Here is a 15,813-nt window from a genome sequence, read left to right as displayed (position 1 = left end):
GGGGAAATTAAGGAAACATGAGAGATGAAAGAAAGCGGCGGCGCTGCTTTAAGCCGCCGCCGATCGGTGGCCGCCCCGCGAATGCCTAAGCGTCTTTATCTGCAACGGGATAAACGATCGGCGTCAGACGCCGCAACAGCTCGCCGCCGCTAATCAGATCGCGAACGGCCCGCATATCAGGCGCCATTTCGCGGTCCTGCTGGCGGAACGGCACCTGACGGCGCACCGCCGCCAGCACCGTTTCACTACCGCGCGACGCGCGCAGCGGACGGTGAAACTCCAGCGCCTGGGTGGCGCACAGCAATTCGATGGCCAGGATATCGACGGCGTTTTCAATCCCCTCCAGCGCCTTGCGCGCCGCGCTCACCCCCATGCTGACGTGATCCTCCTGGCCGGCGCAGGTGGACACCGTGTGCACGCTGGCCGGCGCCGCCAGAGCGCGGTTATCGCCGGCCAAGGCCGCGGCGACGTAAGGCGGGATCATCATGCCGGAGTTCGCCCCGCCCTGGGCAATCAGGAAAGCGGGCAGGCCGCTAAGATGGCTATTGGTCAGCCGGTCCGAGCGCGCCTGAGACGCGGTGCTGAGCTGCGCGACGGCAATCGCCAGCGCATCCAGGCTTAGCGCCAGCGGCGCGCCATGACCGTTGCCGCCCGGCAGCACCACCAGTTCATCCTGTTCGAGCAAAAACACCGGATTATCGGTTACCGAATTCAGTTCGGTGGTCACCATCTGTCGACAATGGGCCAGCTGATCGCGCACCGCGCCGTGGATCTGCGGAATACAGCGCAGGCTGAGGGCATCCTGTACCCGAAAGTCGCGGTACTTATGCAGAATTTCGCTGTCCGTCAGCAGGCTGCGCAAAATACGCGCGGTCTCCTGCTGACCGTGAAACGGCCGCAGCGCGTGCAGGCGGGCGTCATAACCGCGGGTATTGCCCTTCAGCGCCTCAAGACTCATGGCGCCGGCGGCGTCCGCCACCGGCAGCAGCGCCTGAAACGTTTCCACCGCCAGGCAACCCAGCGCGGTGATTTCATAAGTGCCGCTGACCAGCGCGTGCCCTTCGCGCGGGCCGGGCGTGCGCAGTTCAATACCCGCCCGTTCGAGCGCCTCTTTCGCCGGCAGCAACGCTCCTTGATACCAGCATTTGCCGATGCCGAAGACCGCCAGCCCGATATGCGCGGTGGCGATCAAATAGCCGACCGACCCTTTGGCCGGCGACCAGGGCGTGACCCCCTTGTTCAGCATCTCGGCCATCAGCGCCGCCAGCGCCGGACTGACCCCGCTGTAGCCCTGCAACAGCGACTTGAGCATCACCGCCATCATGGCGCGCACCTCGCGCTCCGCCAGAGGCGCGCCCACGCCGCAGGCGTGGCTTCGCAGCATATTCAGCTGAACATCGGCGATGTCGTCCGCGGACAAACGCTGCGTGACCAGATCGCCGACGCCGGTGGTCAGCCCGTAAATAACCCGCCCCTGGGCGATAGCCTGATGGATGCGCCGGTTTACCGTCAGCATTCCCTCAAGAGCCGTCGCTTCCAGTTCTACTCGCGCCCCATCGGCGATGCCGACGATATCCGCCGGCGATGAGGCCGCCCTGCCCAGCGCCACGCTATCCTGATCGCCCGCGCGCCGTTCATCCCGTGTTGTGTTCATCCGCCTGCGCCCGCCTATTGTTTAATACCGTGCTGAACCAGCCATTCGTCGGCCACATCGTCAATGCTTGCAAAATTGCCCAGCTTTTCATTCATGGCGATCAAATCTTCGGTGGTAAGCCGGGCCGACACCTTATTCAGCACCGTCTCGATGGTGCCGTTCAATTTATCTTCCGCGATCAGCGGCACGATATTCTGCGCCAAAAACAGGTTGCGGGGATCGGACAGCGCCACCAGATGATTTTTCTTCAGTTCCGGCGTCGTTGAGGTCAGATCCGCCACCTGAATCTGATTGTTCATCAGGGCGGACAACGTTAACGGACCGGCCACGTCCAGCACCTTGAAGGATTTAAAGGTCAGGCCGTACACGTCCTGTAATCCCTTAACCCCTTCACGGCGGCTTTTCCACTCGGCAGGGCCGCCCAGCACCAGCTGTCCGGCTATCGGCGCCAGATCGTCAATGGTTTTCAGATTGTACAGCCTGGCGGTTTTCTCCGTCACGGCCAGCACGTCGCTGTTCTGGGCGGAGGAGGTTTCCAGCATTCTGATGCCCGGCGGCAGCGCGGCGGCCAGCGCTTTCTCCACCTCTGCGGAACTGTGCGCCTGAGTGGCGTGATCCAGATAGCTCAGCGTGGCGCCGCTGTACTCCGGAAGCAGGTGAAGCGAACCATCCAGCAGCGCCGGCAGGTAAACCTCGCGACTGCCGATATTTAATTTCTTCTCCACTTTGATGTTATTTGCCGTAAGCGCCGCGGCATAAATGGTCGCCAGCAGTTGGCTTTCCGGGAAATCGGCCGAGCCGACGATCACGGTGCCGACATCCTTGGCGGCGGCGGTATTGGATTCGGCGTGCGCGGACTGAAACAGCACGGTGGAAAACAGCGAGACGGCAATCAGTTGAGTGAATTTCATTTTACCAGGCTCCGATCGAGAGAAGAGGACGTTGAAACGTGCTTTTTAAGACGAGATTCGCGCCGCAAAATACCGGGCGAAACACACAAACGCGTAAGCAGGGAAAACAGGCAATCCGTCAGCAGCGCCAGCAACGCCACCAGAATGGCGCCCGCCGCCATCTGCTGATAATCATTCTGCGCCCGGCCGTCGATAATCAGACGGCCCAGCCCGCCCAGCGACACATAGGCGGCGATGGTGGCGGTGGAGATGATTTGCAGCGCCGCGCTGCGAATACCGGACAGGATCAGCGCCAGCGCGCAGGGCAGCTCCACCGTGAATAATATCCGCAACGGGGAGTAGCCCATGCCGGCGGCGGCATCAATCACCGCGGAATCGATCGCGGCGATGCCGGAATAAATTCCCAGCATAATCGGCGGCAGCGCCAGAATGATCAGGACGATCAGACAGGGCACAATAAAGGCCATATCGGACTCGAATACCGGGCCGAACAGAATCACCAGCAGGATAATCAAGCCGAACGACGGCAGCGCGCGCAGCGCATTGGCCCAGCCGATCAGCATCACGCCGCCTTTACCGGTATGGCCGACGTAACAGCCGACGGGAAACGCCAGCGCCAGCGCAATCGCCAACGCCGCGAGGCTGTACAGCAGATGCTGATAAATCAGTTGCAGCATGCCTTCGTCGCCCAGCCAGTGGGCGCTATCTAAAAACCAGTCAATCATCGTAGCCCCCGCGGCGGTATCCAGCAGGTCATCCTGCGCGTTAACAACAGCACCAGATTATCGAGTATCAGCGCCAGCAGGATGCACAGCACGATGCCGGCGATAATCGGGGTGAGGAAATGGAGCTGAAACCCCTGGGTGAACAGCGTGCCGAGCTGCGGCATGCCGACCAGCGCGGCGATCGAGACAATGCTGACGTTGGACACCACCACCACCCGCAGTCCGGCGGCGATCACCGGCAACGCCACCGGCAGCTCGACGGTCAAAAAGCGCGGCAGCGGTCTATAACCCAGCCCCGCCGCCGCCTGACGCACATCTTCCGATACCGAGTCGAGCCCGTCGCATACCGTGCGCACCAGCAGCGCGAAGGCGTAAATGGTCAGCGCCACCAGCACGTTGAGCGTATCGAGAATTCTGGTGCCCAGGATGCCGGGCAGCAGGACGAACAGCGCCAGAGACGGGATGGTGTACAGCAACCCGAACAGGCTGAGGATCGCGCTCTTGAGGCGGGGCAGATGATGAATCGCCCAGCCGGTGGGGATCGCCAGTATCAGCCCGACGATGACCGGCACCACCGACAGATAAAGATGCCAGCCGAACAGATGCAAAATCTGGTCGCTCTGACGCATCAGCCAGTCGAATCTCATAATGCGTCCCCCGCGTCGTGGTTCTGCAATGCCGCCAGCACGCTCTCCATATTGACCGACCCCAGCAATTTCTGCTGTTCGTCGACCACGATCCCCCGCTGACAGGGCGAACTGAGCACCGCATCGGTCAGTTGCCTTAACGAACCGGACAAGGGCGCGAAGGTGCTGCCCAGATTGAGATCCTGCCGGCCGACGACCTCGCGCGGCTGATTAAGATCGAACCAGCCCAGCGGCCGCCCCTCCTCAACCACCAGAACCCAGCGGCCGTTGGCGCAGTTGCGCGCCTCGGCGGTTGAAGAACCCAGGGCAATGGCTGGCTCATCCTGCAACGCCAGCCGGGGGTGGATCGCGCTGAACGTCAGCTTGCGATAACCGCGATCCCGGCCGATAAAGTCGGCGACGAACGGATCCCGCGGCGCATTCAGCAGTTCCGCCGGCGAAGCGATCTGCGCCAGCCGCCCGCCCGGCCTTAGCACGGCGATCCGATCGCCAAGTTTCATCGCTTCATCAATATCATGAGTCACCATGATGATGGTTTTGCCGATATCCCGCTGCAGACGTAAAAACTCATCCTGCAACTGTTCGCGCACCACCGGGTCCACGGCGCTGAACGGTTCATCCATCAGCATAAATTCAGGGTCCGACGCCAGCGCCCTGGCCACCCCGACGCGCTGCTGCTGACCGCCGGATAACTGCCACGGATAACGCTGCGCCAGCGCGGCGGACAACCCCACGCGCTCCAGCAGTTCCAGCGCCGTCTTCCTCGCGGTATGACGCGATGCGCCGTTGAGGCGGGCGGTGACCGCGACGTTATCGACAATGGTCTTATGGGGAAACAGGCCGGCGCTCTGGATCACATAGCCGATCTTGCGCCGCAATTGCACCACGTCCATCTCCGCCGTAGACTGGCCGTTGAGGAGAATTTTTCCTGAGGAGGGCTGAATCAGCCGGTTAATCATACGCAGCGAGGTGGTTTTGCCGCACCCCGACGGACCGACGAGAATGGTGAGCTTGCCGGTCGGCGCGCTAAATGAAAGCCGGTCTACGACCAGCGTGCCGTCCGCATAGTGTTTTGTTACGTCGTCAAATAAGATCATGCTTTATCCGGTCACCTTATCGTCTATCTGCGATGCGCCTGGCGTCAGAGCCTGCTTTTCACGCTGCGCGCTTATGTTTGTCCGTCCTTCCTGGTGGAAATCTCCTTTTCCCGGCTACGGCATTCCCGGTTGCCAACAGCGGCCGCCAGCGCCAGTCTTACAGATCATCTAATGTATAATCTTGTATGTACAACAAGCAAAATTAATGCCAAATAAACAACAGACCATAAAAAGCCGAACCGCGCCTTATTGAAGGGGTCAAGGGTGGGAAACAAGAAAAGGGGGGTAGAGGGAAAGCGCACTACAAAGTCACATGATGCACTTTTGTTGTGCACCGCCGCCGCGTTCACCGCTAAGATGTCAGGGTTTCGCTGGCTTAGGCGAACCATATTCACCTGATAGGTAGAGGCTCATGATATGGATTCTGTAACACAGGCCCTGTTGGGGGGAGCAATACAAGGCAGTCTGTTGGGACGGACGCAGGGACGGCGCGCACTTTTCTACGGCGCCGCGCTGGCGACCCTGCCGGACCTGGATGTGGTAATACGCTACGCCGACCCGGTGTCGATGATGACCTATCACCGCGGATTTTCGCATTCCATCTTCGTGCTGACGGCATTGGCGGCGCTGTTAAGCTGGCTGATTCGACAGCGCTGGCCCGCCGCGCCCTACAGTGGGGGCCGCCTGTTTTTAACCCTGTGGCTGGTGCTTGTTACCCACCCGGTGCTGGATGCGTTTACCGTCTACGGCACCCAGCTTTTCTGGCCGATACCCTCCATTCCGGAAAGCTGGTCGGCGATTTTCATCATCGACCCGTTCTACACCCTCCCCTTGCTGGCGGCGGTGGTTTTTGCCGCGGTAAAAGGCGTGAATGCGCGCGGCGTCGGCGTTCTGTGCTGCGCGTTGGCGTTCAGTACCGCCTATCTCGCCTTTGGGCTAGGCGGACGCATGCTGGCCGAACATCGCGTTCAGCAGGCCATGAGCAATCAGGGAATAACGGCGACAAAGGTGCTTGCCGTGTCCATGCCATTCAATACGCTGCTATGGCGCGTTATCGCCAAAACCCCTGACGGCCACTACTATGAGTCTGTGAGCAGCTGGTTTGATAGCCAGCCGCCTGAATGGGTGCGTCTGCCGCTTAATCCCGATATCGCACGGTTATTGGACGGCGTGCCGCTGCACGACAGGCTGCGCTGGTTCACGAATGATTGGCTGCGCTACGACATTATCGGCGATTCGCTGGTGGTCAGCGACTTGCGTATGGGCATCGCCGGCAATTACAGCTTCCGTTTCAAGATGGCGCAGTGCGATGCCGATGGTCATTGGACCGCCGTGGTCCCCACCACCTGGCCGGACGGCATGGCCGACATGGGGAAATTACGGCCGATGATCAGGCGCATCTTCCATCAGCAGCCGCCTTTGCCGCTTGCTGATTGGTCGGACAGATATCGAGAAACGTCCGCCGCGCGCGCCTGCGAAGTTGCCGCCTCGGCGGCGAATCCGCCGGCTGAGGGCAGGATCCGCAACCTGCCAGGCTCTCTCTCAAAGGCGCGCTACCACTGATACCCGCAGGAGACCGAACCATGAAAACCGCTATTACCCGCAGCGAATTTCTCCGTCTTGCCGCAGGCGCCGCACTCTGCGCCGTCAGCCCCTTCAGCCTGAGCGCCGCATCGGAGCGACATCCGCTGCGTCGCCGCGCCATTCCCGCCAGCGGCGAGCCGTTGCCGGTGATTGGGGTCGGCACCTACCGCAACTTCGATATCTCCCCTGCCGACGGCGCCGCCTGGGCCGATTGCCGCAAGGTGCTGGAAGAACTCTTCGCCGCCGGCGGCTCGGTGATCGACAGCTCCCCGATGTACGGCCGGGCCGAGGCGGCGGTCGGCGCTCTGCTGGACGGGTTGCCAGGCCGCGAGAGCGCCTTTATCGCCACCAAGGTCTGGACCCAGGGCCGTCAGCGCGGAATAGAACAGATGCAGGATTCCATGCGCCTGCTACAGAGGCCCATCGACCTGATGCAGGTACACAACCTGATGGACTGGCGGGAGCACCTGGCGACGCTGCGGCGGTGGAAGGAAGAAAGCCGCATCCGCTACCTGGGCGTCACCCATTACACCGCCAGCGCCTACGACCAACTGGAGAAGGTGCTGCTGGCGGAAAAACCGGACTTTCTACAGATTAACTACGCCCTCAACGACCGCGAGGCCGAGCGGCGCATTCTGCCCCTGGCGCGGGAGCACGGCGTGGCGGTGCTGATCAACCGTCCCTTCGGCGGCGGCAGCCTGCTGCGTAATATCCTGCGGCAACCGCTGCCGGCCTGGTCCGGAGATTACGACTGCGCCAGTTGGCCGCAACTCTTGCTGAAGTTCTGCCTCAGCCATCCGGCGGTGACCTGTGTGATCCCCGGAGCGGGAAATCCGCGCCACATGGCGGATAATCTCCAGGCCGGACGAGGAAGAGAGGCTGACCAGGCGTTCCGCAAACGCCTGATAGATTTGCTCTGAGTTCCAACGCCCGGACGAATGCGGGTGCAGCATCTGCTGGAAGCCAATGAGTTATCCGGGACTGAAACATCGCCTGCGCAACTAAGCGCATCGCCGGTGCGTGCATATCATCCGGTGCGATTCGCGAGCCTCGCGGTTCGCCTGAATGCCGAGGCCGCTGTTAAGGCGGTTGGGTTGAAAAAGGCGGAGACGGCGAACCCGGTTAGCGTTTCGCTGAGCGTAACGTAGATATGTTCAAGGTAAAGTCCGTTGCCGATGCCGTTGCAAGAGGGCTTGCGCCACGGCGATCGGACCCGGCAGCACATAGCTGCGTACGCCGAAATACACCACGCTGAAGTGCCACAGGCAATTACGGCCTGCCCGGTATACCTGCGGTTGTTTTAAATGCCAGAACGTTTTGGGTTTTGCCTGCTCATATCACCGATATTATTATCGCCAGTTTGTTTCTTTTACTCATACCGTGGCGGCGATGGGAGAAAGTAAAAATTTCACCATTACAAACCGGCCGCTTTCGATACAGTCCACGAAACAGACATGCAAAAAACTACGCACCAGCCCTGAATAGGGTCAGATTTCACATTTAGGCAGTTGCCGGGTCTTCAGGGGAAAATTTCTTAATGATGATTGACGAGTGTCGCATAATATCTTATAAATACCATCAGTATCTATTAAAGGACGCTTACTCGTTTTCCACGATTTATACAACCACAATAAAGGCTTCGCCCGGCACCACTCCCATAGGCATGCTATCCAATTGTCCGCTTGTCCGGGCGCATGGCCTGGCTATGGCGCCCGCAAAAAGAGTATCGGGCCGTTTTTGGGTGGTGCTGAAAGCAGTAGCGAGCTTCGAAGGCCAGACAACCTATGAACACACAAAAGAAGGTTACCAATTCTACCGATAGCAAACCCAAAGGTCGAAGCCGGCTGTCGGTCGGTGCGGTACGAAGTAAGGAGAGCACCGAGGCAATCCTGACCGCCGCCGCCGACATCCTGGAAGAGAATGGCTACAAGGCATTCACGCTTGATGCAGTAGTCGCACGCGCCGGCGCGAGCAAACCCACCATCTACCGCTGGTGGGGCAGCAAGGCGGAACTGATACGAGAGGTGTATGAACGCTCAGGAGAGGCTTCTCTCGTTGATCCCAATACCGGAAGCCTTGAACAGGATCTCAAGATCCATCTGAATTCCTTGTGGAACTGGTGGAGCGCCACCTGTTCCGGCGAAGCGCTGCGTAGTTTCATTTCGGAGATTCAGCTAAACCCTGACTCTCTGGAAGAATTCCGTCAGCTCTTCCTGCCACGGCGAGAACGCATTCTGCGCCGCATCTTCGCTCGTGCAATCGAACGGGGTGAGGTCACAAAGACATCAAGCATTGACGCCGTTGTGGCAATGCTGACAGGGATGTCCTGGCTACACCTGCTCACAGGCAATCTGAAAAGCAGGCAGACTATCGAAGATGCCGTTCGCGTTTTAATGAAAGGGCTTCGCGCGTCCTAACCAAAATATTGCGCGGCAAGTAAGAGGTCGTAGAGGTCATGCTGACCTCTATTTTTTCATCCATATAGATACTAATGGTTTCTATGAGAACATTATCGTCGTCTGCGAGCGACATAAATAATTTATCCGATGGTTTGCGTCTATTGGCGGCAGCCCTGCTTGGCGTAGTCAGCTTAACCGGATGCGCACCCGGAAACCTCAAGCCATCATCGGTTCCTGGCGATATTACTGACCTGACGGCCAGCCAATCGTTAGCCGGCGTCGTGATTTCCGAGGCCCGCTGGCCGCAGGAACAATGGTGGCGCGCTTTCGGCGACGGCCAGTTGAATCAACTTGTCGACGAGGCGCTGGCCGGTAGTCCGACCCTGCGTGGAGCCGCAGCACGGGTCCGCCAGGCCGAAGCGATGCAGGGCATGGCGCAGGCACAGTTATTGCCGCACATGGATGCCAATGTCGCCAGCACGCGCCAGCGGTATAGCGAGAACGGCACGACGCCGGCGGTGATGGCCGGCACCTGGCAGACCGTGAACCAGGGCACGCTAAACGTCGGCTATGAACTGGACTTCTGGGGCAAGAACCGGGCTGCCGTCGAGGCGGCTCTGGGGCGTAGCAAAGCGATGGAGGTCGATCGCTATGCCACCCAATTGATGTTGTCGTCAGCTATAGTGCAAGCCTATATCGAATTACAACAGGGCAACGAACAACTGGCGATCGAACGTCAGATGCTCAAGCAACAAGAGCAGGTTTTGTCGCTCACGCAACAGAGATTTACGGCCGAGCTGGATTCGCAGATCGACATCAAGCAGGCACAGGCGGCGATCCCCGCAACCCGCGCCCGGATCGCCGCGCTGGGCGAATCGATGGAACTGAGCCGCAACCGGCTCGCCGCCCTGCTTGGCAAAGGGCCGGACCGGGGCCGGGCCATCGCCGCGCCGCAACTCAAGCGCCTCGATACGGTGACCATTCCCAGCAACCTGCCGGCCGAGCTTCTCGGCCACCGCCCGGACGTGGTCGCCCAGCGCTGGCGCGTGGAAGCGGCACGCCACGAGATCGAAGGCGCGAAGGCGCGCTTCTATCCGAACGTCAACCTGTCGGCTTTCGCCGGCTACCAAAGCCTCGGCTTCGACCAGTTCACCGAGGCCGGCAGCCGCATCCTGGGCATCGGGCCCGCCATCAGCCTGCCGATCTTCGAAGGCGGACGGTTGCGCGCCAACCTGGCCGCGCAGAACGCCGCCTATGACATTGCAGTCGAGGATTACAACCAGACGTTGGTCGATGCGCTGCACGACATCTCGGACCAGCTCTCATCGATCCGCTGGCTGCGCGAACGTATCCACCAGCAGCAACAGGCGGTGCAGACGGCCGACGATGCCGCAAAGTTGGTCGATCAACGCTACGGCGCCGGACTGGCGACCTACATTCAGGTACTCACCACGCAAAGCGATGCGCTTGCGCAGCGGCGCCAACTCGTCCAGCTGCAATCCCGGGGTCTGGCCCTGGAAGCGAACCTGAGCCGTGCCCTGGGCGGCGGCTACGTTCCCGATTTGCCTCTTGATGGCGCCAAAGAATAAGGAATCCATGGACATGAATCAAAATACGCAACCCCGTCAACCACAAACGCCGTCCAGTCCCGTGGGCGACGGTAAGGCGCCCTCGCCGTTCCAGGCGCAAGGCCGGGTGGTAACGGCAGTGGTGCTCGTACCCCTGATCGCCGGGATCGTCTGGTATGTTCTGCAACACAATGTCGAACGCACCGAAGATGCCTATGTGGATGGCAACGTCGTGCAGGTGACCGCCCAGATCAGCGGCACCGTGACGGCCATCGCGGCGGACAACACCGACCATGTGAAAGCCGGTGCGCCGCTGGTCACGCTCAATCCGGTCGACCAGGAAGTTCAGTTCGAGCGCGCCAGAACCGAGCTGGCCAAGGCCACGCGGATGGCCCGAACGCAGTATTCGCAGGTCCGGCAGTTGCAAGCCGAGGTCGCGCAGCGCCAGAACGATGTCCAGAAAGCCACGACCGACCTGGCGCGCCGTACCCGGCTCGCCGCCAGCGGCGCCGTCTCGCGCGAGGAGATCAGCCATGCCGAAGACGTGCTCAAGAACGCGCAGGCCGCCCTGACCGCGGTGGACCAGTCGCTGGCACAGCGCCGTGCAATGGTCGATGGCACCGATTTGCGCACACATCCCGACGTGCTGGCCGCCGCGACCAACCTGCGCGATGCGTATATAGCCCGCGCACGCACGGCCATTCCGTCGCCGGTGGACGGCACCGTGGCCAAACGCAGCGTGCAACTGGGTCAACGCATCAATCCGGGCGTGGCGCTGATGTCCGTGGTTCCGTTGGATCAGCTATGGGTCAACGCCAATTTCAAAGAGTCGCAGCTTGAGCACCTGCGCATAGGCCAGCCGGCCGAGTTGACCGCCGATATCTACGGCCGTAGCGTGGTCTACCACGGCAAGATCGTGGGGCTGGACGCCGGAACCGGCAGCGCCTTCGCTCTGTTGCCCGCCCAGAACGCGACAGGCAACTGGATCAAGGTCACCCAGCGCGTGCCGGTCAGGATCGCGCTGGACCCGCAGGAGATAGCCCGCCAACCGCTGCGTATTGGACTGTCGATGCGCGTGTCGGTGAACACCCAGGATCGCAGCGGGGAGATGATCCGCAAGGATATCGAACCTGGCTTCGTCTACCAGACCGAAGTCTATAACCATGAGCTGCAGGATGCCGACGCCATTGTGGAAGCGGTGATCCGGGATAACGAAGGACAGCCGCGGATCGCGGCCGCGCAATAGGTCTGCCTTATGTACAGAAAACACGGCGCACTTCTGGCGACGGTTTGCCTGCTGTGCGGCCTGGAGTTTCTCCAGACCGGCATGATAGCCTTCGCCTCCGTCCCGATCCGCGGGGAGATCGACGCCAGCCCCGAGGAATACAGCCTGGTCGCAGCGCTCTATGCCTGCGTCGCGGTGGTCGCGATCGCCAAGCAGCGCTGGCTGACCGAACGCCTGGGCTGGCGCAATTACATGATCGGGTCGATCATCGTCTACATCGCCGGGGCTCTACTGTGCAGCCTGAGTCACAATCTGAGCACGTTTGCCATCGGTCGGGTGGTGATGGCGCTGGGTGGCGCTTCGTTCATGACGACGTCGCGTATCCTCGTCAATCACATCCCTCCCGGCCCCGGCCGCTTCGTCGGTATCAAGGTATTCGCCGTCGGACTGGCCAGCGGCACCGCCGCTGCGCCGCTGGTCGCATCTCTGGCTGTCACCCACGACACCTGGCAGGCCATGTTCTGGGTGCTGATCGCCTGCGCGCTGGTGGCTGCCGGGCTCTCGATGCGGTTCCTGCCCAGAGATCCCCACCCGGAGCAGGAGCGCACACGGACCAGCCCCGCACGCTTGCTGCTACTGGCTCTCGGCTCGTTCTTCCTGCTGTACGTCCTGCAACGCTCCTACTACGACTTCTATAACGACACCGGCATTATGCTGGTCTTCGCCACGCTGGCCGTGTTCGCACTCTATACCTACTTCCACGTTGAACATAACCACCAGCGCCCGTTACTGAAGATCCGCGAACTGATGACCCCGCGCTATGTCCTGGGCGTGGGTATGTTTTCTTTCAGCTACCTTATCCTGGGTTCCAATAACTACATCCTGCCGTTCTTCCTGCAAAGCGGCCTGGGCTATTCCTGGGAAACCATCGGCAAGTTCCAGGCTCTGGGACTCACCGCGTCGCTGCTGACCTGGCTGGTGATGATGCGCGTGCTGCCCAAATACCCGGCGCCGAAGAAGTTCTTCGTCCTGGGGTTCCTTTCGCTGGCGGCCTTCGGCTGGCTGTTGTCCTCGCTGACGCCGGTCGCCGATATGTGGCTGCACATCCTGCCGGCGCTCGCGCTCAACGGCTGCTTCGTCATGCTGGTGCTGGCGACCACCGCGATGCAAACTTTCCGCGATGTCGGACATGAGGACGCGCTGTTCGCCCATGCGCAGCAGGTCAAGAATATGCTCGGCCAGATCGCTATGGCGGCGGGCACCAGCATTGCGACTATTTTCATGCAATGGCGAAGCACGGTACAGTACGGCGCGATAAACATCCGGCTGACCCAAGATGACCCCATTTTCACGCAGCAACTGCAGCAGCTCAGCCAGTTCTTTTCTCTGTCCCACGAAGCCGGTCAGGCCAGCCAGATGGCGATCGCGCAGGTCGCACAGCAAATCAGCCAGCAGGCTTCTCTGATGGCGGGGATCGAGTTTTTCTGGGTCGTGATCTGGGTCGCCGTCATCGCCGCTGTGCTTTCCGTTCTGCAAAAGGTATTCCGGTGAGCGGGTTGTCGTTACTTCAGAAATTCTTTCGTAGGGGCGCCTTGCGCAAGAGGCATACAAATGTTGCCCATGACCAGCAGCCCCTGGCGGACATAACAGGAAAAGTCATATGAAATTTAATCTGCCGGTTCTCGCTCTGGCAGCGGGCGCCTTTGGCATTGGCGTCACTGAGTTCGCCCCGATGGGCATGCTCCCTCTGATCGCCCATGACCTCGGTGTCTCTATTCCCACGGCAGGCATCCTGATCAGCGCCTACGCCCTGGGCGTGATGATCGGCGCGCCTCTCATGGCGCTGACGACCAGCCGCTTGCCCAGGCGCACGCTCCTGATCGGGCTGGCCGCGATCTTCACGCTCGGCAACCTGCTCGCCGCGGTTTCCGGCGGCTACGGTATGCTCCTGCTCGCCAGAGTGATTACCTCGCTCAATCACGGCGCCTTTTTCGGCATCGGCTCCGTCGTGGCGGCCGGTCTCGCCCCGCCCCATCGCCGGGCGGCGGCCGTCTCGGCCATGTTCATGGGGCTGACGATCGCCAACGTGGTAGGCGTGCCCCTGGCTACCTGGACGGGAGAAGCGCTGGGGTGGCGTGCCGCGTTCTGGGGCATCAGCGGGATCGGCGTCTTCACGATGACGGCGCTCTGGAAAACGCTGCCGGCCATCCCGGCTCCGCCCGCTGGCAACGCCTATGCCGAACTGCGGGTACTGGCTAGCCGCCCGGTCGGGATCGCGCTCGGGCTGACGGTGCTGAGTTCGAGCGCCATGTTCACGGTTTTCACCTATATCGTCCCCATGCTGCGGATCGAGACGGAGGCGTCGACTACTTTCGTCACGGCCATGCTCGTCACCTACGGCATCGGCCTCACGGTCGGGAACTGGCTCGGCGGCAAGTTTACGGACCGCTACCCCGACCGGACACTGGCGGTATCGCTCGCCGCACTGGTGATCTCATTGGTGCTCTTCGCCATCTTCATGCCCTACCGCGTACCGACCGCGGTGCTCGTGTTCCTGTGGGGGGTGGCCAGCTTCGCCGTGATGCCTCCCTTGCAGATGCGCGTTATGGCCGCCGCGCAAGGCGCGCCCAATCTGGCCTCCTCGGTGAACATCGGCGCTTTCAACCTCGGCAACGCAGTCGGCGCGGCGCTGGGCGGCGCAGTCATAGCGGCAGGACTCGCCTACCCGTTCGTCGCCGTGGCCGGAGCGGTGACGGCAGGACTGGGGCTGGCCGTTCTGCTGATGCTCAGTGGCGGAGCGAAGCATCCCTCCTCCGCCCCGCTGGATAACAGGCAACGACCATGAACACTGACACCATTACGACCGTCCCTTCGGAAATCACTATTGTCGGCGGCTCGCTGGCTGGGCTGACGCTGGCACTGGCCTGCGCATCAAGAGGGGTTTCCGTGCGCATCGTCGAACGCGCAGTTGGTCACCGCCACGGCGGAGATAGCCTAAGCATCGATCTGGATGCGGTCGCCGCAACGGTGGGCCACGATCCGCGTGCGCAACCCGTCTTGCCTGTGGTGCCCGCCTATCGCGAGCTGACGACCTGGCCGGCGCTCTACGCCTGGCTGCGCGATCGCGTCGCCGCGACCCCGGGCATCGTTCTGGAAGAGGGCCGGGCCGTCGCCTCGGTCACAGACCTTGGCGATCGGGCACGTATCGTCTTTGCCGACGGCACCGAGCGAATTACCGCCGCGGTGATCGGCGCCGACGGCTACCGCAGCGTCGTACGCCGTGCGATCTCGCCAGAAGGGCCGTTCGCCCGCTATGCCGGCTACCTGGTGTGGCGCGGGCTGGTCGAAGAACGGGCGCTGGCGCGCCCGGTTCCCTGGCCATCCGACGGCGGCCTGTGGATCGAATTCGTGGACGGCTACCGGCTGGTCGCCGCGACCCTTCCCGGCCGCGACGGCTCTGTGGAAGCCGGACGGCGCCAGATCACCTTCGCCTGGTTCGACGTGCATCGGGACGAACTGCTGCGTCGCACCGGTTGCCTGACGGCCGATGGCCACATCGTGGGAACGCTCGGACGCGGGATGATCGAGAACAAGGTCAGGGAAGAACTGGCCGCGCTCGCGCCACGGCTATGGCCCGCGGCATGGGCGGAGGCGGTGGCGGCCGGCGTGCGTTCGTCAGCCGTTTTGAGTGGTGCCCCGATCGCCGAGTACCAGCCACCGCGTCTGGCGCGCGGCGCATTGGCTGTCGTCGGCGACGCTGCCCACGTCGTCTCGCCCATGACCGGTCGCGGTTACCTGACCGGGGTGGAGGATGCTGCTGTGCTGGCCCGGATACTGGCCTCGCGGAAAACAGCTGAACCCATCGCTGCGGCATTCGCTCGCTACGAGGCGGCGCGCCTGCCATATGTCCGCGGGTTGGTCGCGCATTCAAGCCGGATCAGCGCCGAATATCGTCACTATGCTGAATCTAACGGATCGGGCTTACCAACAGATGAGTAATATA

13 protein-coding genes are annotated in these 15,813 nt (G+C 61.6%); 8 read left to right on the top strand and 5 right to left on the bottom strand.

The window, feature by feature from the left end; all coding sequences use genetic code 11:
* Positions 1–85 precede the first annotated feature (85 nt).
* Genes EH206_RS02815 through EH206_RS02795 form a run of 5 tightly spaced genes read right to left on the bottom strand, consistent with a single transcriptional unit; the run spans position 86 to position 5,034 of the window.
* Positions 86–1,654, bottom strand: a complete 1,569-nt coding sequence (locus EH206_RS02815; protein WP_009111303.1) for an HAL/PAL/TAL family ammonia-lyase — start codon at positions 1,652–1,654, stop codon at positions 86–88.
* 14 nt (positions 1,655–1,668) lie between these two features.
* On the bottom strand, positions 1,669–2,565 hold the full coding sequence (locus EH206_RS02810) for an ABC transporter substrate-binding protein (RefSeq protein WP_009111302.1): 897 nt from the start codon (positions 2,563–2,565) through the stop codon (positions 1,669–1,671).
* Positions 2,562–3,290: an ABC transporter permease gene (locus EH206_RS02805; RefSeq protein WP_009111301.1), complete on the bottom strand. Its 729-nt coding sequence runs from the start codon at positions 3,288–3,290 to the stop codon at positions 2,562–2,564. Before EH206_RS02805 ends, EH206_RS02810 begins: the two co-directional genes overlap by 4 nt.
* Entirely contained in the window at positions 3,287–3,937 is a 651-nt protein-coding gene (locus EH206_RS02800) for an ABC transporter permease (protein ID WP_009111300.1), read from the bottom strand. The genes EH206_RS02805 and EH206_RS02800 overlap by 4 nt, the downstream gene beginning before the upstream one ends.
* The gene (locus EH206_RS02795; protein WP_009111299.1) at positions 3,934–5,034 is read right to left on the bottom strand and encodes an ABC transporter ATP-binding protein; all 1,101 of its coding nucleotides are present in this window, start codon (positions 5,032–5,034) and stop codon (positions 3,934–3,936) included. Before EH206_RS02795 ends, EH206_RS02800 begins: the two co-directional genes overlap by 4 nt.
* Before the next feature lie 417 nt (positions 5,035–5,451).
* Here EH206_RS02795 and EH206_RS02790 point away from each other — a divergent pair, with 417 nt between their 5' ends.
* The 8 genes from EH206_RS02790 to EH206_RS02755 all read left to right on the top strand — a co-directional run bounded on the left by EH206_RS02790 (position 5,452) and on the right by EH206_RS02755 (position 15,809).
* On the top strand, positions 5,452–6,597 hold the full coding sequence (locus EH206_RS02790) for a metal-dependent hydrolase (protein WP_009111298.1): 1,146 nt from the start codon (positions 5,452–5,454) through the stop codon (positions 6,595–6,597).
* A 20-nt stretch (positions 6,598–6,617) separates the two neighbouring features.
* A complete protein-coding gene (locus EH206_RS02785) occupies positions 6,618–7,538 on the top strand; it encodes an aldo/keto reductase (RefSeq protein ID WP_009111297.1) in 921 nt (306 codons plus the stop codon).
* A gap of 864 nt (positions 7,539–8,402) precedes the next feature.
* Entirely contained in the window at positions 8,403–9,035 is a 633-nt protein-coding gene (locus EH206_RS02780) for a TetR/AcrR family transcriptional regulator (RefSeq protein ID WP_009111295.1), read from the top strand.
* 143 nt (positions 9,036–9,178) lie between these two features.
* The gene (locus EH206_RS02775) at positions 9,179–10,606 is read left to right on the top strand and encodes an efflux transporter outer membrane subunit (protein WP_198008317.1); all 1,428 of its coding nucleotides are present in this window, start codon (positions 9,179–9,181) and stop codon (positions 10,604–10,606) included.
* Between the two features lie 13 nt (positions 10,607–10,619).
* Positions 10,620–11,831: an HlyD/EmrA/EmrK family protein gene (locus tag EH206_RS02770; protein ID WP_009111293.1), complete on the top strand. Its 1,212-nt coding sequence runs from the start codon at positions 10,620–10,622 to the stop codon at positions 11,829–11,831.
* Positions 11,832–11,840: 9 nt separating this feature from the next.
* The gene (locus EH206_RS02765; RefSeq protein ID WP_009111292.1) at positions 11,841–13,361 is read left to right on the top strand and encodes an MFS transporter; all 1,521 of its coding nucleotides are present in this window, start codon (positions 11,841–11,843) and stop codon (positions 13,359–13,361) included.
* Between the two features lie 109 nt (positions 13,362–13,470).
* Positions 13,471–14,655 carry an MFS transporter gene (locus EH206_RS02760; protein ID WP_009111291.1) on the top strand — a complete coding sequence of 395 codons (1,185 nt, stop codon included), beginning with the start codon at positions 13,471–13,473 and terminating at the stop codon, positions 14,653–14,655.
* A complete protein-coding gene (locus EH206_RS02755; protein ID WP_009111290.1) occupies positions 14,652–15,809 on the top strand; it encodes an FAD-dependent monooxygenase in 1,158 nt (385 codons plus the stop codon). The genes EH206_RS02760 and EH206_RS02755 overlap by 4 nt, the downstream gene beginning before the upstream one ends.
* Positions 15,810–15,813: the final 4 nt, after the last annotated feature.

The sequence above is a fragment of the Brenneria nigrifluens DSM 30175 = ATCC 13028 genome (assembly GCF_005484965.1).
Classification (GTDB): Bacteria; Pseudomonadota; Gammaproteobacteria; order Enterobacterales; family Enterobacteriaceae; genus Brenneria; species Brenneria nigrifluens.
Note: the sequence above shows the minus strand (reverse complement) of the source record. Positions and strands in the feature narration are given on the sequence as shown.